The organism is Streptomyces siamensis, from assembly GCF_039543605.1.
Lineage (GTDB): Bacteria > Actinomycetota > Actinomycetes > Streptomycetales > Streptomycetaceae > Streptomyces > Streptomyces siamensis.
In genome coordinates this window covers 73,404-96,230 of record NZ_BAABKB010000016.1, presented here as the reverse complement: position 1 = coordinate 96,230, position 22,827 = coordinate 73,404, and the positions used below count along the sequence as shown (strand labels likewise).

Annotated in this window: 22 protein-coding genes and 1 pseudogene; 9 read left to right on the top strand and 14 right to left on the bottom strand. The window is 70.7% G+C overall.

Going from position 1 to position 22,827, the window contains the following annotated elements; all coding sequences use genetic code 11:
* Positions 1 to 2: 2 nt before the first annotated feature.
* The gene (locus tag ABEB03_RS21015) at positions 3 to 1,361 is read right to left on the bottom strand and encodes an ABC transporter permease (protein ID WP_345651290.1); all 1,359 of its coding nucleotides are present in this window, start codon (positions 1,359 to 1,361) and stop codon (positions 3 to 5) included.
* Positions 1,358 to 2,296 carry an ABC transporter ATP-binding protein gene (locus ABEB03_RS21010; protein WP_345651285.1) on the bottom strand — a complete coding sequence of 313 codons (939 nt, stop codon included), beginning with the start codon at positions 2,294 to 2,296 and terminating at the stop codon, positions 1,358 to 1,360. The genes ABEB03_RS21015 and ABEB03_RS21010 overlap by 4 nt, the downstream gene beginning before the upstream one ends.
* 283 nt (positions 2,297 to 2,579) lie before the next feature.
* Between ABEB03_RS21010 and ABEB03_RS21005 the strand changes: the two genes are divergently transcribed.
* On the top strand, positions 2,580 to 3,131 hold the full coding sequence (locus tag ABEB03_RS21005; protein WP_425589288.1) for a GNAT family N-acetyltransferase: 552 nt from the start codon (positions 2,580 to 2,582) through the stop codon (positions 3,129 to 3,131).
* An 84-nt stretch (positions 3,132 to 3,215) separates the two neighbouring features.
* Here ABEB03_RS21005 and ABEB03_RS21000 read toward each other — a convergent pair whose 3' ends face one another.
* The gene (locus tag ABEB03_RS21000; RefSeq protein WP_345651282.1) at positions 3,216 to 3,575 is read right to left on the bottom strand and encodes a peptidoglycan-binding domain-containing protein; all 360 of its coding nucleotides are present in this window, start codon (positions 3,573 to 3,575) and stop codon (positions 3,216 to 3,218) included.
* 811 nt (positions 3,576 to 4,386) lie between these two features.
* Between ABEB03_RS21000 and ABEB03_RS20995 the strand changes: the two are divergent.
* Positions 4,387 to 4,662 (top strand): annotated as a pseudogene (locus tag ABEB03_RS20995) (universal stress protein); the annotation flags it as partial.
* Between the two features lie 205 nt (positions 4,663 to 4,867).
* Here the strand turns inward: ABEB03_RS20995 and ABEB03_RS20990 are convergent.
* Together ABEB03_RS20990 and ABEB03_RS20985 are read right to left on the bottom strand one after the other, a co-directional pair.
* Complete coding sequence (locus ABEB03_RS20990; RefSeq protein ID WP_345651279.1) at positions 4,868 to 5,674, bottom strand: DUF1963 domain-containing protein; 807 nt, start codon at positions 5,672 to 5,674, stop codon at positions 4,868 to 4,870.
* A gap of 137 nt (positions 5,675 to 5,811) precedes the next feature.
* Positions 5,812 to 6,321, bottom strand: coding sequence for a DinB family protein (locus ABEB03_RS20985; protein WP_345652659.1), 510 nt, complete (start codon positions 6,319 to 6,321; stop codon positions 5,812 to 5,814).
* 363 nt (positions 6,322 to 6,684) lie between these two features.
* Between ABEB03_RS20985 and ABEB03_RS20980 the strand changes: the two genes are divergently transcribed.
* On the top strand, positions 6,685 to 6,927 hold the full coding sequence (locus tag ABEB03_RS20980; protein ID WP_345651274.1) for a hypothetical protein: 243 nt from the start codon (positions 6,685 to 6,687) through the stop codon (positions 6,925 to 6,927).
* 126 nt (positions 6,928 to 7,053) lie between these two features.
* On the opposite strand, the gene ABEB03_RS20975 is transcribed toward ABEB03_RS20980, so the two are convergent.
* The gene (locus ABEB03_RS20975; RefSeq protein ID WP_345651270.1) at positions 7,054 to 7,653 is read right to left on the bottom strand and encodes a 2'-5' RNA ligase family protein; all 600 of its coding nucleotides are present in this window, start codon (positions 7,651 to 7,653) and stop codon (positions 7,054 to 7,056) included.
* A gap of 187 nt (positions 7,654 to 7,840) precedes the next feature.
* On the opposite strand from ABEB03_RS20975, the gene ABEB03_RS20970 reads away from it, so the two are divergent.
* Complete coding sequence (locus tag ABEB03_RS20970) at positions 7,841 to 8,512, top strand: class I SAM-dependent methyltransferase (RefSeq protein WP_345651267.1); 672 nt, start codon at positions 7,841 to 7,843, stop codon at positions 8,510 to 8,512.
* Here the strand turns inward: ABEB03_RS20970 and ABEB03_RS20965 are convergent.
* The 4 genes from ABEB03_RS20965 to ABEB03_RS20950 all read right to left on the bottom strand — a co-directional run bounded on the left by ABEB03_RS20965 (position 8,507) and on the right by ABEB03_RS20950 (position 11,985).
* Entirely contained in the window at positions 8,507 to 9,229 is a 723-nt protein-coding gene (locus ABEB03_RS20965) for a hypothetical protein (RefSeq protein WP_345651264.1), read from the bottom strand. The two genes, ABEB03_RS20970 and ABEB03_RS20965, sit on opposite strands and share 6 nt — an antisense overlap.
* Before the next feature lie 150 nt (positions 9,230 to 9,379).
* Positions 9,380 to 9,604, bottom strand: a complete 225-nt coding sequence (locus ABEB03_RS20960) for a hypothetical protein (RefSeq protein ID WP_345651261.1) — start codon at positions 9,602 to 9,604, stop codon at positions 9,380 to 9,382.
* Between the two features lie 138 nt (positions 9,605 to 9,742).
* A complete protein-coding gene (locus ABEB03_RS20955) occupies positions 9,743 to 10,288 on the bottom strand; it encodes a GNAT family N-acetyltransferase (RefSeq protein WP_345651258.1) in 546 nt (181 codons plus the stop codon).
* Between the two features lie 413 nt (positions 10,289 to 10,701).
* Complete coding sequence (locus ABEB03_RS20950) at positions 10,702 to 11,985, bottom strand: phosphatase PAP2 family protein (RefSeq protein WP_345651255.1); 1,284 nt, start codon at positions 11,983 to 11,985, stop codon at positions 10,702 to 10,704.
* Positions 11,986 to 12,674: 689 nt separating this feature from the next.
* Here ABEB03_RS20950 and ABEB03_RS20945 point away from each other — a divergent pair.
* Entirely contained in the window at positions 12,675 to 14,036 is a 1,362-nt protein-coding gene (locus ABEB03_RS20945; protein WP_345651252.1) for a bifunctional o-acetylhomoserine/o-acetylserine sulfhydrylase, read from the top strand.
* Positions 14,033 to 15,187, top strand: a complete 1,155-nt coding sequence (metX, locus tag ABEB03_RS20940; protein WP_345652656.1) for a homoserine O-acetyltransferase MetX — start codon at positions 14,033 to 14,035, stop codon at positions 15,185 to 15,187. Before ABEB03_RS20945 ends, metX begins: the two co-directional genes overlap by 4 nt.
* Positions 15,188 to 15,356: 169 nt before the next feature.
* On the opposite strand, the gene ABEB03_RS20935 is transcribed toward metX, so the two are convergent.
* Complete coding sequence (locus ABEB03_RS20935; protein WP_345651249.1) at positions 15,357 to 16,631, bottom strand: sulfite oxidase; 1,275 nt, start codon at positions 16,629 to 16,631, stop codon at positions 15,357 to 15,359.
* Positions 16,632 to 17,159: 528 nt separating this feature from the next.
* Here ABEB03_RS20935 and ABEB03_RS20930 point away from each other — a divergent pair.
* Together ABEB03_RS20930 and ABEB03_RS20925 are read left to right on the top strand one after the other, a co-directional pair.
* A complete protein-coding gene (locus ABEB03_RS20930) occupies positions 17,160 to 17,810 on the top strand; it encodes a CatB-related O-acetyltransferase (protein ID WP_345652653.1) in 651 nt (216 codons plus the stop codon).
* A 335-nt stretch (positions 17,811 to 18,145) separates the two neighbouring features.
* Positions 18,146 to 19,267 (top strand): PP2C family protein-serine/threonine phosphatase, encoded by a 1,122-nt coding sequence (locus ABEB03_RS20925; RefSeq protein WP_345651244.1) that lies wholly within the window; start codon positions 18,146 to 18,148, stop codon positions 19,265 to 19,267.
* Between the two features lie 33 nt (positions 19,268 to 19,300).
* Here ABEB03_RS20925 and ABEB03_RS20920 read toward each other — a convergent pair whose 3' ends face one another.
* The 3 genes from ABEB03_RS20920 to ABEB03_RS20910 all read right to left on the bottom strand — a co-directional run bounded on the left by ABEB03_RS20920 (position 19,301) and on the right by ABEB03_RS20910 (position 21,784).
* Positions 19,301 to 19,639 (bottom strand): hypothetical protein, encoded by a 339-nt coding sequence (locus tag ABEB03_RS20920; protein ID WP_345651241.1) that lies wholly within the window; start codon positions 19,637 to 19,639, stop codon positions 19,301 to 19,303.
* Between the two features lie 37 nt (positions 19,640 to 19,676).
* Entirely contained in the window at positions 19,677 to 20,447 is a 771-nt protein-coding gene (locus ABEB03_RS20915; protein ID WP_345651238.1) for a class I SAM-dependent methyltransferase, read from the bottom strand.
* A 203-nt stretch (positions 20,448 to 20,650) separates the two neighbouring features.
* Positions 20,651 to 21,784 carry an FAD-dependent oxidoreductase gene (locus ABEB03_RS20910; RefSeq protein WP_345651235.1) on the bottom strand — a complete coding sequence of 378 codons (1,134 nt, stop codon included), beginning with the start codon at positions 21,782 to 21,784 and terminating at the stop codon, positions 20,651 to 20,653.
* 237 nt (positions 21,785 to 22,021) lie between these two features.
* Between ABEB03_RS20910 and ABEB03_RS20905 the strand changes: the two genes are divergently transcribed.
* Positions 22,022 to 22,648, top strand: coding sequence for a TetR/AcrR family transcriptional regulator (locus ABEB03_RS20905; protein ID WP_345651230.1), 627 nt, complete (start codon positions 22,022 to 22,024; stop codon positions 22,646 to 22,648).
* Positions 22,649 to 22,827 lie beyond the last annotated feature (179 nt).

The following is a 22,827-nucleotide window of genomic DNA, read 5'->3' as shown; positions in this document are numbered from 1 at the left end:
AGTCATCCCTTCGAGGTGGCGAGCAGTTCGACATTGCCGTCGAACTGCCAGAGCGGGTTCGGTGCGTCTCCGGTCGGAGTGCGGACGAGGAAGTACCCGTTGACCTCCTTCGGTCCGTCGCCGTCGGCCATGAAGCGGCCGTCCGGGGCGACGTCGAGCTGGTAGATGGCCGTGCCCGCGGCCTCGACACCGGGCAGCTGCCAGGTGACGACGCAACGCCAGTCGTTGCCGGGGCCTTCGGCGCTGACCTTGACGCTGCCCTTGTCGCAGGACGCGGTGGCCTTCAGCCGGTCCTCGGTGACGGCCGGACGGTTGAGCTCATCGGTCTGCACGCGATAGAGGTGGGCGAACGCCGTGGCGAGCGAGGCCTGCACCTCGTCCTGCTCGATGCCGGAACCCGTGGCCCCGGTCGTCGCGGCGACGGCCGCGACCGTCACGGCGAGCAGCCCGGCCAGCGGAAGGACCCCGCCGGTGACCGCGCGACGTCCCGAGCCGTCGTAGCCGGCGTTGGTGAAGTCGCGCCGCAGGAAGAGCAGCCAGGCCAGGGCGGTGGTGGCGACGGCCCACACCAGGGCGACGACGATGCCGATCACCAGCTGGTCGAGCTGCGCCGGATCCGCGAACAGGCCGTTCCAGGCGATGAAGGCGTAGCCGGGCAGGCTGAGGCGGACGGCGACGGGCAGCGGCATCATCTGGGCGAGCTGCATCGCGAGCGCGACGAGCGCGGGCAGCAGCAGCCCCATCGGGGAGCGTCCCAGCGTGACCGACCCGAGCAGTCCGATTCCGGCGAGGGCCAGGGTCGGGGCCAGTACGCACGCCCAGGCGAGGAACACCTTCGCCGCGGCGTCCCCCGGTGCCAGCAGATGGCCGTCGAGACCGACCAACGGCTGGTTGCCGACGGCCAGGACGCCTCCGACCGCGCCGGAGCAGGCGAGTCCGGCCACGAGCAGCAGGATGACGGTGAGGCTGGACAGTGCCTTCGCCGCGAAGATCCGGCGGGGTGAGCGGACCGCGACGAGGAGGTGGCGCCAGGTACCGAGCCGGTCCTCGGAGGCGAACGCGTCGCCGGCGATCACCGAGGTCAGCAGGGGGAGCGCCCAGGTGCCCGCGAAGCCGAGCACCACCAGTGGTCCGGCCCATCCCGTGGCGTGCATCCAGCGGCCGAAGAGCGTGTCGCTGGGCAGTGTGCTCTGCCGGCTGACCGCGGCGACGAAGAGCGCCGGTGCGATCCAGCAGGCCAGGAGCAGCAGACGGATCCGCCATTGCGACACCAGTTTGAGCAGCTCGAAGCGGTAGCTGCGGGCGACCGTGACACGGTGGGCACCGGAGTCGTGGTCGACGGCGACGGTCGCAGTCGTCATCGGACACCCTCCTGCTGCTCGGTGAGGGCGAGGAACGCGGCTTCGAGCGGGGACGCCACGGGGGCGAGCTCACGCAGCGCGATGCCCGCGCGCACGAGTCGGACCACGAGTTCGTCGAGAGCGGGCACGAGGGCGCGCACGACGAGCCGCTCGCCGTCGCGTCGTGCGCCGTCGTCGACGAGGTGGATTCCGTCCGTCTCGGCGGCCAGCAGGCGAGCGGCGTGCGGGGCGGAGGTGAGCAACCGGTACTCGAGTTCGCGGTTCTCGGCGGCCAGCTTTCCCAGCGGGCCGGAAAACACGACCCGTCCCGTGGCGAGAATGGTGACGTCGGAGCACAGTGCCTCGAGGTCGTCCATGCGGTGGCTGGAGAGGACGACACATGTGCCGTCTGCGGCGAGCCGGTTGAGGACACCGTGCACGTGCTTCTTGCCGGCCGGGTCAAGGCCGTTGGACGGCTCGTCGAGCACGAGCAGCCGGGGCCTGGTGAGCAGGGCCGCGGCGAGTCCGAGCCGCTGACGCATGCCCAGGGAGAAGCCGCGGGCCCGGTCGTCGGCGACATCGGTGAGCCCGACCTGATCGAGCACGTCGTCGACCCCGGCCGTCCGCGCGTCGCGTCCGCGCAGAGCCGCGAGGGCGGCGAGGTTCTGCCGGGCGGTGAGGGAGGGGTAGAGACCGGGCCCGTCGACGAAGCCGGCGACACCGTCGGCAGCGGCGAGCACCCGCCCTACCGGCGCGCCCAGGATCTCCAGTTGCCCGCTGTCGGCGACGGCCAGCCCGAGCAGAAGGCCGAGCAGAGTCGTCTTGCCCGCGCCGTTCGGTCCCACCAGGCCGTGGATCTGACCCTGCGTCACGTCGAGATCGACATCGTCGAGCGCGACGACATCGCCGAAACATTTGGTGATCCCGCGAGCCCGGACCGCTAGGAGTGCGTCCATGCGTCCCTTCCTTAGAAATCTTCAGGGACCCTAAAGACTGCACACAACACGCTCACAGACCTCTGGCTTAACGCCGCTGGAACGGATCGTCAAAGGGTCGGCAAGTCGGCGCGCACAAAAACGCCCTCATCAGGCCAGAGTTGGACAACGGAACACCGTAGTAAGCCCTTACGCGAAGCACGAACGAGGTACCCGGCCCACCAGCGGTCTGTCCGAAATCGAGCCGTGGCACGATGCCTCGGTGATCACTTCAGCCGTACCACCCGTCGTCCCCGCGGGCCGCATGGCCGCCATGGACCAACCCGTGCTGCCCCTCGACTGCGGCCTGGAACTGCGTCCCTGGCGCGCCGACGACGCCGACGCCCTGGTCACCGCCGGCCAGGATCCGGCCGTCCGCCGGTGGAATCGGTTGATAGTGCCCTCGCCGGCGGAAGCACGCACGCGCATCGAGCGCATGCACGAACGCTGGCGGAACGAACAGGCCGCGATCTGGGCCATCGCCCCGCGCGACGACGGCCGGGCCGTGGGCTTGATCGGTTGGGGGGACATCGACCTCGCCGACGGCAGCGCCGAGATCGTGTACTGGATCCTTCCGGCCGGACGCGGTCGGGGCGTCGCCGTCGAGGCCACGATGCGCCTCAGCCAGTGGGCGTTGGACGAGCTCGGCCTGCACAGGCTGCGGCTGTGCCACTCGGTGGCCAACCCCGCGTCGTGCCGCGTCGCGGCGAAGGCCGGCTTCTCCGTCGAAGGCACGATGCGCAGTGCGCTGCTGCACGAGGACGGATGGCACGACCAGCATCTGCACGCGATGATCAAGGGCGACATCCGACGGTGACAGGCGGCCGGGCCACGGCTTGAAGGGGAATGGGCGATCGTCTCGCCGACGGCGCGGCCGACCCGTCTCGTACGGGTCCGCGGGCTATTTGGTCCGCAGCATGAGAGCGTGCCGCGTCTCGTCGCCGTACACGCCGGTCTCGTCGCCGCGAATGCCGTACCACTCCTGGAATCTGGCCACCGCCTCCCGGACCTCCGTGCCGTAGCGGCCGTCGATGGCACCGCCGTCGTAGACGTTGGGGATCTGAAGCAGACGTACTTGCAACTCGTACACGCCGTGGCCGCTGTCGCCCTGGCGCAGCACGCCGGTCCCCGGGATCTCGGGAAGCGAGGGATCCGGCGTGTCCGGCACCGGCTGGTGCAGCCGTTCGGCGGGCGGCGAACTCTCCTGCGGCACAGGCCGATTGCCGACCAGGAACGAGGACGCGAGAACCAACCCGCTCACGGCACCCACACCGAAGACACCGGCGACACGGGCTTCCCGCCGATGGACGAGGTACCGCCATCCAAGAGCTCTCTTGGCCGCGTGCGCGGGGCCCGCGTGGCGCGCCGCCGCCGGCCTTCCCTCCGGCGGGACCGGAGCAGCTTCCGGACGTGGGCCGTGCAGCCACAACTCTGCGACCACGATGTCCTGTTGAGCGCGGTGTCGACCTGGTCCGACGGTCCGCGGTGGCTCCTCTGGGCGCGGCGGGGCACCGCGGGATGGTCCCTGATCCGGGGCGGGGACACTCCTCAGCGGTTGCATCCGCGGACGCGGGGGCAGCGCCGGAGGCGGGACCGTAGCCGGTGCCGGGGCCGACACGGCGACCGTCACCGGCACGGGCACCGGCACCGGCACCGAGGCCGGGGCCGGCACGGCGAGGCCGGCGTCGGCGGCCGGTACGCCGGGCGGTGACGGCGTCAGGGCGTGCTCCAACCGCTCGTCGCCCGCGTAGAGGTCGGCGCGTGCCGCGTCCAGGGCAGCGAACACGGCTTGAAAGGAGTGCTGTATCTCCTGCGCGAAGTCGGGTCCGGAACCGGGGGCTTGCTGTGGTTCGGGGTCGTCGAGTCCCACCGGCAGTCCTCCTTGAGCACGTACGTCCGCGGCGATGGCCGGCGCCCCCAACGTCACTTCCGTGGAACGGAGTTGAGTCACGCGGAGCAGACCGCGCCCTGCTGTTGCGTCGTGATGCGATACGTAACGCGCCCGGCCTTGTCTCATCCGAGAGGCCAGGACGTCCGCCGCAGCACTCGGGGACCCGGCGGAGTCGGACGCCGCGACCGGCCAAGTCCTCGCCAGCGTGGGCGATCACGCCGCCGCCGGGCGGGTCCTCGCCCGGCACGCCGCGGACGTCCACGCGCACACCGTCGCCGTCGGGCGCTCCTCACGCGGTCCCCTCACCCAGTTCGCCGACGGCAGCCTCACCACCGCCCTCACCCACGCCGCCGCGTGCACGGTCGTCCTCGTCGACACCGATCACGCACCCCGGCAGCTGTCCGCCGCCACGTTGGCGGAGCTGCACGACAGCGCGGCCCGAACGCACTTCGGGTGATCGTCCCGGGCGGGCGGCACACAGGCGTGCCGCCGCCCCACGCCGTTCCTGCGCCGAGCCCCCGGCGTGCACCACGAGACGGGCAAGTCCCCATCGGGCGGCGACTGTTCGACCCTCCCGCCGACCGTCGCCAAGCTGACGGCGGTGAAGCGGCTCGTTCGCCACGAGACGACGCCGGCCGGCGGCACCCGGCCGGGCTCAGCTCTCAGTGGCAGTCGAAGCGCCAGTCCCAAGGGTGGTCGGGGCACTGGCTGCAATGGAAGAAGTAGACGCCGCCGCAGTCGCCCAGCTGGATGTCGCCCGTGATGGTCAGCAGGTGCTCCATGCGGTGTCCGCTCGCGCAGTCCGGCCAGTCGGCAGGCTGCGTCCAGGCGGGCCAGCCGCCGACCTTCGTCCCGATGACGTTGGAGTCCGGGGGCCACATGGAGCCGCCGGACGGCAACCGGAGACGAGGTTCCCAGGTGTCCCAGATGTCCTTGGGCAGATCGCGCCACCGCGGATAGTCCTCCGCCGTCGCCGGGGACAACGTGGACGGCACCGGCATGTTGTCGGGGTCGTACTCCCCCTCGCCCACCGCGGGGATCTCGGTGAGCAGTCCTCCGGCCACGACCTCCGCCTCGTTGCGCCAGTACAGCTTCGGGACGACCAGCCCTTCGTCCTGTTCATGGATCAGCGCGCACCACACCAACTGCAGCAGATCCTTCCCCTCCGGGAACTTCAGCCCCGGCACGTCCCGGGCGAACAGCTGGAGGATCGGCGTCATCGGCACCGCACCCGGGACGATCTCGGTGCGGTTGCGCCAGTCGGACCCGAACGTCCAGTGGTCCTCCTCCGCGCAGTACGGCCACGGCTCGTCCGCGGGCCACAGCACCGGGCCTCCCAGCGAGCTCTCCCGCACGCCGGGGTCGCCGGGCTCCGGGTTGAGGAGCGTGGTGTCCCGGACAAGGCCCGCGTACTCCGGTATCAGTGTGAGCAGATCCTTCGCGGGCAACTCGGGTATGGCTCCGGTCATCATGGCTCCTCGGACGGGCAAAGATCGACGGGACTTCTCGGCACGTTAGTACCAGCCACTGACAGCCCCCGTGCAGCGACCGGCCGCCCGCGGGTCCGTGCACACGACGCGCCGTGTGCACGGCGGTTGGCACGGCCTCAGGCGCCCACGGTCCCGTCGACGCCCTCACGCAGAAAGTCCGCGTGCCCGTTGTGGCGGCCGTACTCCAGGAGCACGTGCACCATCACCATCCGCAGCGACACTTCCTCTTCCCATCTCGGCTGGTAACCGGCCTGGTCCAGGGACTCCGCCTCCCGCTCGATCCGGCGCGAGTGTGCCACCTCGGCCTCCCAGGCCTGGAAGGCCTCGCCCCGGGTCGACGTGCTCGCGTCGTACGCAGCCTGAAAGTCGATCTTGTCGGACCACACCATGGGAACGTCGTGATCCTCGAACACGCGGCGGAACCAAGCACGCTCCACCTCGGCCATGTGCCGCACGAGACCGAGCAGCGACAACGTGGACGGCGGCATCGACTGCCGGCGCAGTTCCTCGTCGGTGAGCCCTTCGCACTTCATGGCGAGGGTCGCGCGGTGGTAGTCGAGGAACCCCCGGAGCATGTCGCGTTCGCTTCCGAAATTGGGCGGTCCTATACGGGTGTCGCCGGTCACTGGCAGGCTCCTCATGCGTGTTCTGTATGGGGAGCCAGTATTCACTCTTGTCCGCTGCGCCCGTGCGTGCGCCGTCGATCAAGCGTGGCTGTCACCAAGGAGATTGCGGCGCGAACGGAACCCGGATGAACCAGTCGCGAGCCGACGGCCGAGTCGTGGTCGCCAGGAGGCGGCCACCTGGAGCTACCCCTCCGCAACCGTGCACGACCGCGCCCACTGGCCCGTCGGCGCCTGGGACGCCCGTGTCGAACCGCGTGCCGCCTCGGCGAACAGGTGAGCGGAGCACTGCCCTCATCGCGCCGAAAACGGATTCCGCCCGCAGGTCGCCACCGGAGCCTTCTGCCGCCCGCTTAAGATCCGACCGTGACTGACATCCCCGACCACCTGATCAGCCTGGAATGCACGGCCGAAGCCGAACGGGCCAAGCTCGCCGGCCTCGCGGGCGAGGCGTACGACGCGCAGTGGCACGTGTGGCGGTCGGCCGCCGACGCGGTTCAGGCGGCGGTGTCGGCCCACGCCGAGGCGGCCCAGGTGGACCCGCACGAGGTGGAGCAGGCGGTCAAGGCCGCGGTGCGGCAGGCGCAGGAGGACCCGGCCGTGGAGTAGCCGGACACCGCGTCGTCGGCTCCTTGCCGTGCACACCGCCGTGACCGTGGGCGGCTCTCCGGCGGCTGCTCCGAGGACCCGCCGTTCTGACTCGGGCATCCCACAGCGGCGCCCCGGGAGCTCACCTCAATCCTCCGGCACGCGCAAGGACTCTCCCGTGCCCAGCCCGACCACGAATCGGGGTCGCATGGGTTCCGCTCCGCGCCGGCTGAGCAGCACCACGTCCTCCACCACGGCCGACAGCGCGCCGATCCGGGCGGACAATTCGGGGGCCAGATGCTTCGGGTCCGGGGTCCGGCCGAGGGACAGATGCGGGGTGAAGCGGGCGCCCCGGCCGCGGCAGAGCGGGAACCGCATGGCCAGCGTCGCCTGAAGCCGGGCCCAGGGCGCCAGGTCCGCGGCGGCCGGATCGAGCCACACCGTCGCGTCGTGCCGGTGCCGGAAGTACCGCACGCCGGCCAGACGCGCGGTGAACGGCGAGTTCTCCACCGCGGCGGCGCGCAGCAGCGGCACAGCCCGCTCGAACTCCTCCTCCGGCACGAAGCCGAACACCAGATTCACGTGCGGCGGCCACCGGCGCACCTGTGGATCGTGCTCCCAGCGGATGTCCTGGATCGGCGCCCACAGCTCCTTCGGTGGGAGCCACGCCACCGCCGTCCTGGCCGTCTGCGCCACCTCCAGCGTGTCCACCGGGGCCGCCCCACCGAAGTCCTGGTATTCGTCCACAGTGCCATGGTCCGGGCATCACGGGTCCGCGCCAGTCGACTCACCGTGCCGGCTGCTGCGCCCCGGGCGTCACTGCCTTCGGTGTTCTTGACCTTGCCCGAAGGTGAAGGCCGACAGTGTGCGTGGCAGTCGAGTCGGCGCGTCGGGCGCGCTCGGCTCAGTCCGACCGGATGAGAGGAGCCTGCACATGGAGGACGACGCTCTCCTGACAGAGCAGATGGCCTACTACGACGATGGTGCGGTCGAATACGACCGGCAATACACGGAGTACGAACAGCTGCGGAAGTTACTGACTGTCGTGGACGACCTCCCGATCACCGGGGACGTACTGGAGTTGGCCTGTGGAACGGGTCGGTGGACCGCGTTGCTGGCCGCGCGGGCGCATTCCGTGACGGCCGTCGACGCGTCCGCCGAGATGGTGGCCATCGCCCGGGCGCGTGCCGCATCGCCCAAGGTCCGGTTCGTCCGGGCCGACCTGTTCGAGTGGGAGCCGCCGCGGCGCTACGACACCGTGTTCTTCGCCTTCTGGCTCTCTCATGTGCCGCCGGCGCGGTTGCCCGACTTCTGGAGGACCCTGGCCGCTGCGCTCGCGCCGGGTGGCAGAGCGATCTTCGTCGACGACGGGCCCTCCGTGGCCGCGCAGGAGGAGGTCCTCGCGGATCGCACCGTCCCCGTGGCGATGCGACGGCTCGACGACGGCAGCCAGTACCGCATCGTGAAGGTGTTCCACGATCCGCGGACCCTGACGGAGGATCTCACCTCTCTGGGGTGGTCGGCCCGGGTCCGTCCGGTCGCAGGCCACTTCGTCGGCGTCGCGGAGCCGCCGTCCAACGGGGCGCAGGCCGTGGCCCGTTCATAGCTCCGCGTCCCAGCGCGCACGCAGTGACGCGCCGCCGGCGAGGCAGTCGTCGAGAAACTCCGACAGCTCTTGGAGGGCGTCCAGAGCACGCCGGAGATGGGGGCGACGCTCGCCCTTGGCGATGGCCAGGTGGAACCATACGAGGGGGTCGGCCCACACCCGTCGGTCCGGTTGCGAGAGGAGCTCGCAGAATTCTCTGTAGCTCCTGAGGCGTCCTTCGGGTTCGAGGATGACATCCGTGCCGAGGCTGGACTGCGTCGCGTAGTACACCTCGCAAGCGGCGAAGGCGACATGGACCTTCAGGATCAGGGCGGCCAGTCGTGTGTCGTCCTTCCCCGGCAACCGCAGGAACGGGATGTCGTGACGGGTGCGGGTCATCTGGGCAAAGAGGCAGGAAGTCATCCAGACGCTCGAGACCAGTACGACGCCCCGTCCGGCGAACCACGCGGCGTCCTTTCCGTCGATGTCCCCCGGTTCGTCGACGACCTGGGCCGGGCGATAGCCGCCGTGCCGGTCGACAGCGGTGGCGTACAGGGAGAGCCGGTGATGTGCTTCAGCGGTATGCCACCTGAGGGGGTTCAGGTATGACGTGTTGTGGGTCTCGCGTTGTGTGCGTCTGCTGTCCCGGCGTTGCTGCCGGCTGGTCAGCCACACGAGCCCCGCGGAGATGACGCCCGAGGTCAGCGCCGAGACCAGCGTCACCGAGAGCGTGTCCAAGCAACCATCTCCTTCGCGCGTGCCCACGCGGCAGCCCGAACCGGCTCGTCCTCACGAGAGGCGCGACCTGGACCCCCACCACAAGCACACCAGATCCACTGGCGGTACGGGCCACGCTCCGGAAACTCGTCTCGTCGCGTCCGGGTGCCGTCAGTTCGCCAGGAAGTACAGCCCGGCCACCAGCGATACGGCTCCGAGGACACCGAAGTAGACCCGCATGACGGTGAGGCTCCTCCAGGGCGTTCCGTAGCGGGTGCGCTGCCTCACCACCACGTCGGCCCAGTCCCAGACCCACACGTCGACACCGCGACAGCCGCAGGCCACCGTCGTGAAGACGACGCCCACGAGCAGCGCGAGCACTCCGCGAAAGATCAACGCCGCTCCTCCCTTCCCCAGTCCCGCCGCCAGCGTCGCGTCGCGGCGTTCTTGCAGCAGCCCCCCAGGCGGTGAGGGTCCCTTCGCCACACCTCGCGACCGGGCCGACGATGCGGCACCGGATGGAGACGCCCGACTTCAGCCCTGCCCTGCCTGCCGAAGTTCCTTCTCCAGCAGCGTGAAGGACTTGGGCGTACCGCTCGGCTGTGGCTTGCCCGCCTTGTGGCCCACGATGCGGTAACCGGCCTTCTGGTAGTAGGCGTTGAGTGGTGCATTGCCGGCCAGGCAGTCCAGGCGCACACGTGTCCGCCCCACCGCCGCCACTCGGTCCTCCGCGGCGCTCAGCAGCAGCCGCCCCGTCCCGGGCGCGGCTGCGCCCCGGTCCACCATGAGCCGGTGCACGTATCCGGCCACAGGCGGCTGCGGACCCCAGGCGGCCTCGTCGTCCCACCACAACTCCCAGGCGCCGACGACGCGCCCGGCCGCCTCCGCGACCCAGACCTCCCCGTCTCCCATGACCTGGCGGAAGTGGCCCTCGTCCAGCTCTCCCGGCTGCCACTGCCCGGTGATGCCGCGGGCCGACATCCAGCGTGCCGCATCGTCGCGGAGGCGCACGAGGACGGCCAGGTCGGCCTCTTCGACCGGGCGGACGCGTAGATCGTTCACTCGGAAATCCTTGCACATGCGCCCTGCGACGCTCTCGGCCTCACCTGCAGCTGCTCGAACCGGTGACCGGCAAGGCGCTCCCCGAGGGCGTACCGCCCCACCCGTCGCGGCAGTCGTGCCGCACACATCGCAGCCGTCGGCGGCGCGGAGACTCGTCAGTCCGAGCTACGCCCGAAGCGGGCGACGTCGTCGAATGTTTCCGTCCGGGCGGCGGTCATGTCGAGCAGGAGCATGGCTTCGTGGTCGAGGGCGACGTCCACTTCGACCACCGTGATCCCGCCATGGTGAGCCGGCTCGGCCGGGTCCGGCTCGACCGACGGGGCACCGAAGCAGTCGGCGGGCCCCGCATACGGCGCGGCCGCGACCCGATGTGTCGGGTCGCGGCCGCGTGGATCAGGCGGGAGCGCCTGCTGTCCGGACCGGTGTCGCACTCACGCCGGTTCGGGTTGGAGTTCCGGCTGCTGCACCGGTGCGGCCTTCGGCTCCCACAGTTTGGTGGTCCGCACGTAGCCGTAGACGACGGATGCCATCGCCAGAAGGAGAACGGGCCCGAACACCCCGGGATGCTCGGCCATTTCCGACGGCAGATAGCGATAGGAGATCAAGAGTGCGGCGAAGACGGCCGTGCCGTGGGCGACGAGCTGGGTTGCCTGGCGGTCCCAGCCCCGGGCGATCGCGCGCATCGCTGCCTCGATGGTGAGGGCGAACACCACACCGGCGATGATGTCCGCGCCGTAGTGGTAGCCGAATCCCAGGGTCGCGGTGAGCGTGGCGATCAGCCAGAACGTGCCCGTGTAGCGCAGCACCCTCGGGCCCTTGCGGGAGTGGATGAAGAGCGAGGTGGCCCAGGCCGTGTGCAGGCTGGGCATGCAGTTGCGTGGGGTGATCTCGTCGAACGAGATCGAGTGCAGGGCGATCGGCGGCGGGGTGTGGGGCCACAGGTCGGCGATCGCCCACTGCTGGCCGCCGGTGCCGAACGCGCCGGTGCCGTAGGCGAAGACGGGGCCGACCACGGGGAAGAGCATGTAGATCGCCGGTCCGAGCAGGCCGATGACCAAGAACGTGCGGACCAGGTGGTGGCTGGGAAAGCGACGCTCGACCGCGACGTTGCGCAGCTGGTACAGCCCGAAGATGGCCGCTGCCAGCGGGAGCTGGCCATAGACGATGTGGAGGGTGTGGGCGCCGACCGGGCCGGTGGCCTCGACCATGCGGCCCACCACCCACGACGGGTTGCCGAGCGCGTGATCGGCGGTCGCCACGTACGGGTCCAGGACCGCCGGGCGGGTCTTCGACGTGATGAGCAGCCAGGTGTCGCCGGTCTTGTGGCCGGCCACCAGGAGCAGGCCGAGTCCGACGCCTTTCAGCAGCAGTACGCGTTCCCGGCCGGTGCGCCGCGTGACAGCGATGACGGCGCAGCCCAGGATCACCCACAGCGCGCCGTTGCCGAAGTTCGGCCTTGCGTCGACGACCAGTCGCACGAGGCCGAAGACGGCGTCGATGCCGATCGCGGTACCGAGCGCGATGAGGCGCTGGCGCCAGGTGAGGACCACCATCATGAGCGCCAGACCGCCGTACAGCAGCGGCCCCGAGCGCGGGCCGAAGATCACCTCTTGCGCCTGGTTCGTGATCGGCCCGGGCAGGCCGTAGTGGCGCGCGGCGATCTCCAGGGCGACGAGGAATCCGATGACCGCCACGCCTGTCGCGGTCCACAACATCGCCCGCGGTCGGCGCCACGCGGCGAACGCAGTTCTGCTATCTATTCGCGAAAGTGCACGCGACGCTCTAGGTATCAATTGTTTGGCCGATTTGGTAGGTATTGGTTAATAAGTCACTTCTCGCGCCAGATAGCACAGTTTTCCGTAAAGGGTGGGCGATCAGGGCACTCGTCGTGAGTTCGATCATGTTAGCGGAGTCGCGCAAGCGACTTTCGTCGGTGACGGACAGATTGAATCCCGGCGAATCCCGTGCTTCAAGGAGCGCGACGGAAATGGCGAAGTGACGCTCGACGCCGGGCGGACATCGAGGACATCGGGCGCGCTCGACATCGACGAGAGAGCGTTTTGTTCATCAATGTTCTTTTGCTTCCGCTTTTCCGTGGCTCACGATTGTGGTGGCGGTGACGAGGTCCGCGCATCGGGGCATGTGCGGTGATGGCTGTGCATGCTGGTGCGCCGTCACCATCTGTGGTTACCTGACTGCATGACCGTGCTCGTGACCCGCCGCCACGTCGACTACGTGCGTGTCACCACCACGGGTTGTTCCGCCGTGAGCTGACGCCGCGCTCCGGCATCCGATCCCCCTCTTCACCACCGCGCCGCACTGTCCTCAGCGCTGCCCGCTCCCGGGCCGGACCGCGGCCCCGTGGCCCCTTCACGCACCCGTACGCCCCGCACAAGGGAGAACCATGAGCCAGCCGCTCGACTCCGTCACCGCCGGCCACACCCCCGAGGACGGACCGGCCGGGCCCGACACCTCGGCCTGGTCGTTCGAGACCAAGCAGATCCACGCCGGTGCCGCCCCGGATCCGACGACCGGGGCGCGGGCGGTGCCGATCTACCAGACCACCTCGTTCGTCTTCCGCGACACCCAGCACGCCGCCGACCTGTTCTCCCTCGCCGAGCCGGGCAACATCTACACCCGCATCCACAATCCGACCCAGGACGTCTTCGAGCAGCGGATCGCCGCGCTGGAAGGCGGGGTCGCCGCGGTGGCCCTGGCCTCCGGACAGGCCGCGGAGACCCTCGCCGTCCTGACGCTGGCGAGCGCGGGCGACCACATCGTCTCCAGCACGTCCCTGTACGGCGGCACGTACAACCTGTTCCGCCACACCCTGCCCAAATTCGGCATCGAGGTGTCGTTCGTCGACGACCCGGATGACGTCGAGGCCTGGCGGGCGGCGGTCCGGCCGAACACGAAGGCCCTGTTCGCGGAGACGCTCGGCAATCCGCGCGGCAATGTGCTCGACGTCCGGGCGGTGGCCGACGTCGCGCACGGGGCGGGTGTCCCGCTGATCGTGGACAACACCGTTCCCACGCCGTATCTGCTGCGGCCCATCGAGCACGGCGCCGACATCGTCGTCCACTCCGCGACCAAGTTCCTCGGCGGCCACGGCACCACCATCGCCGGTGTCGTCGTCGACGGCGGCACCTTCGACTTCGGCGCCCACGCCGACCGCTTCCCCGACTTCAGCGAGCCGGACCCCAGCTACCACGGCCTGCAGTACTGGCCCGCACTCGGCCCGGGCGCCTTCGCCGTCAAGCTGCGCGTCCAGTTGCTCCGCGACCTCGGGCCCGCCCTCTCCCCGCAGTCGGCGTTCCTGCTGCTGCAAGGCGTCGAGACGCTCAGCCTGCGCATCGAACGGCACTCCGCCAACGCCCAGGCCCTGGCCGAATGGCTGGAACGGCGCGACGAGGTCGCCGCCGTCCACTACCCCGGCCTGGAGTCCAACCGGTGGTACGAGGCGGGCCGACGCTATCTGCCGCGCGGCGCCGGCGCGGTCCTGGCCTTCGAACTGCGCGACGGGGTCGAGGCGGGCAAGCGGTTCGTCGACGGCGTCGAACTCTTCAGCCATCTCGCCAACATCGGCGACGTACGCAGCCTCATCATCCATCCGGCGTCCACCACCCACAGCCAACTCGACGAGGCCCAGTTGGCGGCGACCGGCACCTCGCCCGGCCTGGTCCGCCTGTCGGTCGGCATCGAGAACCTCGCCGATCTCAGGGCGGACCTGGAGGCCGGCTTCCGCGCGGCGAAGGGTGCGTCCTGAGCACCGTACGGACGACCACCGGGGTCCCCCTCCCGCCGGCCTCCGGGGCCTGGCGGGAGGGGGACCCTCCGGGGCGCCGCCGATGGCACCTGCGGGAGAAGCCGCTGCCGTTGGAGGCAGGAGGCGAACTGCCCGGTGCGCGGCTCGCGTTCGAGACCTGGGGGCTGCCCGCACCGGACCGCTCCAACGCCGTACTGGTGCTCCACGCGCTCACCGGCGACAGCCATGCCGCCGGACGGGCCGAACCCGGTCACCCCACCCGCGGCTGGTGGGACGGCCTCATCGGGCCCGGCCGGGCACTGGACACGGACCGCTGGTTCGTCGTCGCACCCAACGTGCTCGGCGGCTGCCAGGGCAGCACCGGACCGTCCTCATCACGGCCCGACGGACGGCACTGGGGCAGCAGCTTCCCCGCTCTGACCCAGCGCGACCAGGTCGCCGCGGAAGCCGGCCTGGCCGACACGCTCGGCATCGACCGCTGGGCCCTGGTGATCGGCGGCTCCATGGGCGGTATGCGCGCCCTGGAGTGGGCCGTGGCCCATCCGGAGCGCACGAACGCTCTCCTCCTGCTCGCCACCACGGCAGCCGCGAGCGCGGAGCAGATCGCCTGGGCCGGCACTCAGCTCCTTGCGATCCGCAGCGACCCGCACTGGAGCGGCGGCGATTATCACGACACCGGCCGAGGCCCGCACGCGGGGCTCGGCCTGGCCCGCCGCATCGCCCACGTCACCTACCGCAGCGAGCCGGAGTTGCAGGTCCGCTTCGGCCGCACACCCCAGGGCAAGGAGGACCCCCGCAACGGCGGCCGCTACCAGGTCGAGTCCTATCTCGACCACCACGCCGCCAAACTGGTGAGCCGTTTCGACGCGGGCAGCTATGTCGTGCTCGCGGACGCGATGAACACGCACGACATCGGTCGCGGTCGCGGAGGTACGAGCGCCGCGCTGCGTCGCGTGACCGCGCGGACGCTGGTCGCCGGAGTGAGCTCGGACCGTCTCTACCCCCTCGCCCAGCAGGCGGAGTTGGCCGCCGGAATCCCCACGGCGGACCACCTCCGGGTGATCGAGTCCCCCTACGGTCATGACGGTTTCCTCATCGAAGTCGAGCAGGTCGCCGCACTCGTACGCGAACTCCTCGACGGAGAACGCTAGATCACCCCGCTGTCGGCAGCCGGTCCGCCTCGGCGGCAGGCCCGCCGAGGCCGGGACCCGCACCTCACGACGACAGTGCGCCCACGCTCCGGACCGACGGCCGGACCGGAAGGAACACCCTGGACGCCGTCACCCCGGACCGTCGTCGCTCACACCGGGCTGCCGTCGCTCACACCACACTCACCGGATGCCGCACCACCGCGTCGAACAGGTAGCCCTGTGTGTTGGGCACGGCCGCATCCGGTTGAGTTCGGCCGGCTGTGTCCGTGGCGCGGGCCAGCAGTTGGGTGGCGCCCGGTGCGTCGGGCTGCCAACTGACCGACCAGCGGGTCCAGGTGCCGGCTCGGGGTCGGTCGTGCAGCCGGGCGGGCCGCCAGTTGGCCCCGCCGTCGGTGCTGACGTCGACCCGGGCGACAGCGCCGGCACCCGACCACGACCGCCCGTGCACCACGTGCCGCCGCCGCGCCGCGAACGTGGCCCCGCTCGCCAGCTCGAAGGCGCTCTTCGTCGTCTGCCGGGTGAGCGGAGCGCTGCCGCCCTCCGGGTAGGCGGAGCCGTAGAGCCGGTAGAAGGTCGTGTTCCACGGCGAGTAGAGCGGCTGCGCCGACACCTCGATGTCGCCGACCCACTTGATGGACGCGATGCCCACCCACGAGGGCACCAACACCCGCACCGGATACCCGTGGTCGTACGGCAGCGGCTCGCCGTTCATCTCGTACGCGAGCAGTACGTCGTCCAGCGCCTTGGCCAGCGGCAGCGGTCGGCGCACCCGCCCCAGGCTCTCGCCTCCGCTCACGTAATCGGCGTCCAGGCCGCGCGGCTGCACGTCCACGGCGTACGGGGAGAGCCCGGCCCTGCGCAGCACGTCGGACAGGCGCGCACCGCGCCAGCGTGCGACACCGATCGCCCCCAGCGTCCAGGCCGTGCCGGTGACCGTCTCGCTCTGTTGTGTCGTGTAGTAGGAGCGGCCGTTCCCGGCGCACTCGACGAAGGCGGTACGGGTGACGGCCGGCAGGGCCCGCAGATCGTCGTAGCCGAACTCCACCGGCCGGTCCTCGCCGGGGGAGCCCCGCAGTCCGCTCCCCCACAGCCGCAGCCGCCAGTCGTCGGCGTCCAGGACGGGCGTGGCGGTGTGGTTGCGCACGAAGAACAGCTCGTTGGGGGTGTGGTGGCCGGTTCCGCGCAGCGCCTCCCAGCGGGTCTCGGCGTTGGTGCCCCGCGCGATGAACCACTCGGGCGGCAAGAGCTTGACGATCGGCCCGTCGGCGGCGTGGACGGAGCGTGTGCCGCCCAGCGCGGTCCCGGCGGCCGTGGCGGCCAGCAGGGTGAGCAGCCGCCGACGGGTGACGCCGTCTGCTCTGGCCTCACCGGCGAGCCACTGACGCAGCCGGCGGCGGTCGTAGTCGGTTTCGTAGCGGTGACCTGCGGGGGTGGGAGAAGGCATGGTGGGTCCTCGGCATGAGGGGTGAAAGAACACGACGGGCGCCTGGCGCGCGACCAGGGCAGGGGCCTACGTCGATGGGACCCGCTGCACAACTGGCCTGCTCGGCAGGGCGAATGGCGAAGGCGTCAGGAGGAGCGCGATCAGCCGGTCGTGCGACACAGCGCGGCGGCAACGCGGACGAGGTCCACGGCACGGCGGCGGGTCAAAGGCTCCGACAGCGGCATGGCGGGATGCAAACACGTGGGGCGCAGGGTGTCAACGGGGCGTCCACGCGAGCACGCCGTGACACGGCAAGTGGTGAACGTACCTGTTCTGAACCGGAGTTGGCCGCTCGCATCCTCGACGGCCTCGCCCTTGACGCGCGCGGGTGTGGGCGCGCTCGGCCACGGCGTACGGCGCAGCCGGTGGAAGGCCCGGAACGCGGCCGCATTGTCCTCGCACGTCCGGGTGGTAAATGGGTGTCGCGGTCGGGTCTGCGTCACGATCATGGAGCAGTCACTGCCCGGTCCCCAGGAGGAGTCCCTCGTCATGCCCGTCCCCGCCGACCCGACAGTGCTCCATCCGATGCCCGAGCAGCCGCGGGTGGTGCTTCTCAAGCCGTTGGTGACGTCTCCGCTGATCGAGGTCGGGGAGTACTCCTACTACGACGACCCGGAGGACCCGACGGCGTTCGAGACGCGCAATGTGCTGTACCACTACGGGCCGGAGAAGCTGGTCATCGGCAAGTTCTGTGCGCTGGGCACGGGCGTGCGGTTCCTCATGAACGGCGCCAATCACCGCATGGACGGCCCGTCGACCTTCCCGTTCCCCACCATGGGCGGTTCGTGGGCCGACCACTTCGACCTCCTCACGGGCCTGCCGAACCGCGGGGACACCGTCGTCGGCAACGACGTCTGGTTCGGCCACGGGACGACGGTCATGCCCGGCGTGCGGATCGGGCACGGGGCGATTATCGCCTCGGGTGCCGTCGTGACCGGCGACGTACCGGACTACGGCATCGTCGGCGGGAACCCGGCCCGCCTCATCCGCACCCGCTACGACGAGCGGGACGTCGCCCGGCTCCTGGCGGTGGCCTGGTGGGACTGGCCGGCCGAGCACATCACCGAGCACGTGCGGACGATCATGTCGGGCAGCATCGCCGATCTGGAGAGAGCCGCTCCTGAGGCCCGGGATCTGTGAGCGGTCGAAGTGGACGGAGCGTGGCCCTCGCAGACGTCGGGGCCGGCACCACCGTCGTCGGTGTCGGTGCCCGCACCGCCGTCTGCCTCGCGTCCCCTGCGTTCTCCGACGCGTCCTGCGCGTGATGAGACAGCGGGTCCAACCCTCCGCGATCGACCGTGCACGCAGGCGCACCACGTGTGACCGTTCGGCTGAACGGCGGATCAGAACGCTGCACCCCGCTCAGAGATCCGGGCCGTTCCGGCCGTACGGAGCGCTTGCGCACGACACAGCCGAAGCCCACGGCGACGGAGTGGCGGAAGGCCGCACGCGGAGGCAAGTGCAAGGCTTGATGCATGGCTCTTCGACCGTGGACGGAGCTCCGGCAGTCCTGGCGGCCGGGACACGCGCCCGAGCTGGTGGTCATCCCGCTGGGCCTGATCGTCGCGGTCTGTGTGATCGACATCCTGGCCCCGTCGCACATCCACCTCGGTCCTCTGCTCGTGGCGGCCCCTGCTATCACGGTGGCCTTCGCCGGCGCTCGCATGACGGCCCTCATGGGAGCTCTCGCGGTGGGGGCCCAAGTGCTGATCGGTGCCGTGCGAGGGGTCCTGTCCACGGCCAACGTCATGGCCCAGATCGCCGCCCTGATCGTCATCTCCGTTCTCTGCGTCGCCTTCTCCCTGGTGCGCAGGCGGCGCGAACGGCAGTTGCACCGGGTGCGGTCGGTGGCCGAAGTCGCCCAGAGCGTCCTGTTGCAGCCGCTGCCCGCACGCAGTGGCCCGCTGCGGATCGCCGCCCGGTATCTCCCGGCCGAGGAGGAAGCCGATCTCGGCGGGGACCTGTACGCGGCCGCCCGGACCGCCCATGGCAGCACCCGGCTCCTCATCGGTGACGTCCGCGGCAGCGGTCTGGGCGCGGTCGACAACGCCGCCCTGCTCCTGGGGGCCTTTCGCGCGGCCGCTCATCGGCAGGCCACCCTCCCCCGCCTCGCCGTCCACCTCGACGCGGCCTTCCGCTGGGACGCCGGCCAGTGGCGCGGCGAGACCGAGCAGGACACCGACGAGGACTTCGCCACCGCGACCCTGCTGGACGTCCCCGACCACGAAGCGGTCGTGCACCTCATCTCCTGCGGTCATCCGCCGCCGCTCCTGCTCCGCGGCCGGAGCGTCACCACGGTCGCGGCCCGGGCGAGCCACCTGCCGATCGGTTTGGGCGGGCTCTGCGACCCCGACGACTACGACGTCGAGACCTTTCCGTTCGAAGTCGGCGACCTGTTGCTCCTCTACACCGACGGAGTCATCGAGGCTCGCAATGCCGACGGGGCCTTCTACCCGTTCGCCGAACGACTGCCCAAGTGGTGCGAGAAGGATCCCGAAGATCTTCTGCGCCACCTCCAGGACGACCTGCTCGCCCACGTCCACGGCCACCTCGACGACGACGCAGCCGTGGTCGCGATCCGCCGCCTGGCCGCATGATCGGCCTCTCGGCCTCGTCCCTCCTCCGTGCCGTCAGGCGAGGTCTTCGCGGTCGGCGATGATGTCGGTCTCGTACTGGTCGATGATCTGTTGCGGGCTGCGGCCGGTGTGGCGCGCGAGGTCGTTGACGGCTGTGGTCGCCCAGTTGGCCACCGACAGGGCCAGGGCCATCAATCTGTCGTCGCCGTAGGTGTTCTTGACGCCGAGCAAGTAGGCGAGATTCAGGCACGGGACCAGTCCGGCGTCGTCGTGGCCGGTGCTGGTGCGGAGCATCTCGATGGTCGTCCGCGTGGCTTCCTCGTGCTCCGGCAGTAGTCGCTGCTGTTCGACCTGCACCTGGGCGATCATCTTGCGGCGTGCGAACGGGTCCACGCTGTGCCCCTCTCCGCGGAATGCGTCTGTGCCGTGATCATGGGGTGGCGCGCAGGAGTACGAGCGAACCGTCGTAGCTCGGCCGGCCGCGGAGGTGACCGAAGGCCTCGTCCCAGGCGCCCGAGCCCAGGGCACGGCGCAGGGAGGCGTCGAAGGCCTGGCGGGCCCGGTCGTCGACGAAGCTCCAGGCCGAGCAGGCCTGGCGGGCCGCGGGGTCCAGGAGGAGTTCGGGGCGGCCGTAGTACGCCTCGTTGAAACCGTCGGTGCAGTCCAGCGGGACGGGCACCGACCGGAGGGTGGTCGTGCCGCCGAGTGCTGCGGCGAGCCGGTCGAGCGGCGGGTAGCGGCGGGCTTCGGTCTCCAGGACGTCGGGGGCGTACTCGTAGAGCCAGAAGTCGCGTACGCGCGCCGGATCGCAGGTCAGGACGACGACGGGGCCGCGGGTCACACGTCGCATCTCGCGCAGTCCGGCTTCGGCGTCGGACCACTGGTGGACGCTGAAGAGGGTCATGGCCGCGTCGAACTGCCCGTCGGAGAAGGGGAGGTCCTCGGCGACGGCGTCGATGGCCGTGGCGAGGCCGGCGGGGCGCCGGACCCGCATGGCCGGCGAGGGTTCGACGGCGGTGATCACGTGCGCGGCGGTCTCGTACGAGCCGGTGCCGGCGCCGACGTTGAGGACGGTACGGGCATCGCCCAGGGCTTCGGCGATCACCTGGGCGATGCGTTCGTCGGGGCGGCGGTACGCGGCGTACGTGGAGCCGATGGCGTTGTGGTCGACGTCGCCGGCGCCGCCGTCGAAAGTGCGCATGACCATGCTGACCTCGCCTCGTGGCCGGTCGGGGCGGTGACCTCCGCGCCCCGGAACACTTCACATCTTGCATCTGCCACGCAGAATCTCATAGAAAGTTCGCGTATGCCTGGCGGATCAACCAATGAGGACAGCATGTGCGCCGACACTTCTGGAGTTTGTGCCGACGTGTGGCGGGGCACCGAGGACAGGCTGATGGAGGGTCAGCGGCCGCCTTCCGCGGCGAAGTCGGGCAGGTCGGTGGACAGCAGGTCATCGGCGGCACCGTCGAGGAGCTCTGCCGTCCTCGTGGAGCGGGGAAGCATCGTCTTCTCGTAGGCGTGGACCGCGTCGTCGACGGTGTCGTGGTGTGCGAGAGCGAGGGCGAGTTCACAGGCGTCCAGCATGGCCAGGTTGACGCCGACGCCGAGCGGGGGCATGAGGTGGGCGGCGTCGCCGAGCAGGGTCACGGTGGGGTTGTGCTCCCAGGTGTGCGGGACGGGCAGGGCGAGGATCGGGCGGTCGACGTAGGGGCCGTCGTTGTCGGTGATCAGCCGGCGCAGGTGGGGTGACCAGTCGCGGTAGCGCGCCAGGAGGAGGGCGCGGATGCCGTCGGTGTCCAGGGGATCAAAGCCGGCGGCGCTGATCCAGTCGGCCGGGACTCGCTGGATGAGGTAGACGCGGATGTGGTCGCCGCTGTTGCGCTGGGCGAACAGGCCGCGGTCGCCGTCGGCCGCCGCGGCGCTGCCCTGGCCGACCAGTTCGGCGATGTGGGGGTGCCGCTTGTCGACGTCGTGGAACCAGGCTTCCAGGAAGCTCACGCCGCTGTACTGGGGCGTGGCCGGCGAGAGGGCGCGGCGGACCTTCGACCAGGCGCCGTCGGCGCCGACCACGAGGTCGGCTCCGACGGTGGTGCCGTCGGTGAAGTGCAGTTGCCGGGGGCCTTCGGCGGGGCCGCTGACGCTCCGCAGGGTGTGACCCCAGCGGACGGTGCCGGGCTGAAGCGAGTGGAGCAGCAGGTCGCGCAGCCGTCCGCGGTCGAGCTCCGGCTTGAACCGCTCACCTTCCTCGGGGACATGGTGGAAGAGGACCGTCCCGGCCGGGCCCATCTGACGCATCTCCTGCCCCTCGGGGCGGGCCAGTCGAAAGAAATCCTCCAGGAGCCCGGCCTCGCGCAGGGCGACCTGGCCGTTGTCGGCGTGCAGGTCGAGGGTGCCGCCCTGATCGCGGGCGTCGGGGCCGGGATCACGGTCGTGGACGGTCACGGCGATGCCGTGCCGCTGCAGGATGCGGGCGCAGGTCAGGCCGCCGGGACCGGCGCCGATGACGGCCACGCGGGGTGCGGGATCGGTGTTCATCAGGGTGTGCTCCGTTCGTTCCGTGCGGCAGTGCGGTGACTGTCGCGCCGGTGGGGTGGGTGGATCAGCGGGCCGTGGCGGCCACTTCGCCGGGCGGGGCCTCGGCGCGCGGGCCGACAGGAGGAGGGACGGGGCCGGGCAGCGCCTCACGGCCGTCGCTTCAGAAAAGCACATCAACTCAACAAGTGCAACGACTCACCTTTTGAAGTTGAGCAACCCAAGAGATAGAGTGCCGGTATGCCCAGCACCACGAACGACACCGCGGCAGGTGCCCTTCCCCCGCCGATGGGGCGCCGTGAGCGCAAGAAGGCCGCCACCCGCAAGGCCATCGCCGACGCCGCTCTGCGCCTGTTCCTGGAACGCGGATACGACGAGGTCGGCATCCGTGAGATCGCGGACGCCGCCGACGTGTCCACCACCACGCTGTTCAAGCACTTCCCGGTCAAGGAAGCCCTCGTCTTCGACGAGGACGCCGACCAGGAGGCGCGTCTGCTCGCCGCCGTCCGCGAGCGACCCGAGGGCCGGTCCGTCCCCGCCGCGCTGCGCGAACACGCCCTGACCATGCGGCTGGCCACCGCCGACAACGACCCCCGCTTCGCCGCCTTCACCGACCTGGTGGCCGGCACCCCCGCGCTGCGCGACTACTCCCAGAACATGTGGCTGCGCCACACCGCGGCGCTCGCCCAGGTCATCGCCGAGGAGAGCGGTCTCGCCGACGGCGACCCGGCCTGCACCGCCCTGGCCCACTTCGCTCTCGAAGCCCCTCGCGCGGCGGCCGCCCACGACGACCCCCGTCAGGCGATCACCCGCGCCTTCGACCTCCTGGAGAACGGCTGGAGCGCGCTCCCCCGGCCCACGGCATGAACGGGCGCCTTCGCGCGCCCGGCTCACCACCCACATAAATCGGCGCCGAACGGCATCGGCCACGCCCACCGCAAGCGACGAAGCAGCTCGATCCCTCACAACGGGCACCTGAGGGAACCGGCAACCCCGTGCGCTCCTTCGCCGCTCGGCTCGGCTCGCCGTCGCCCGACACCTCGAGA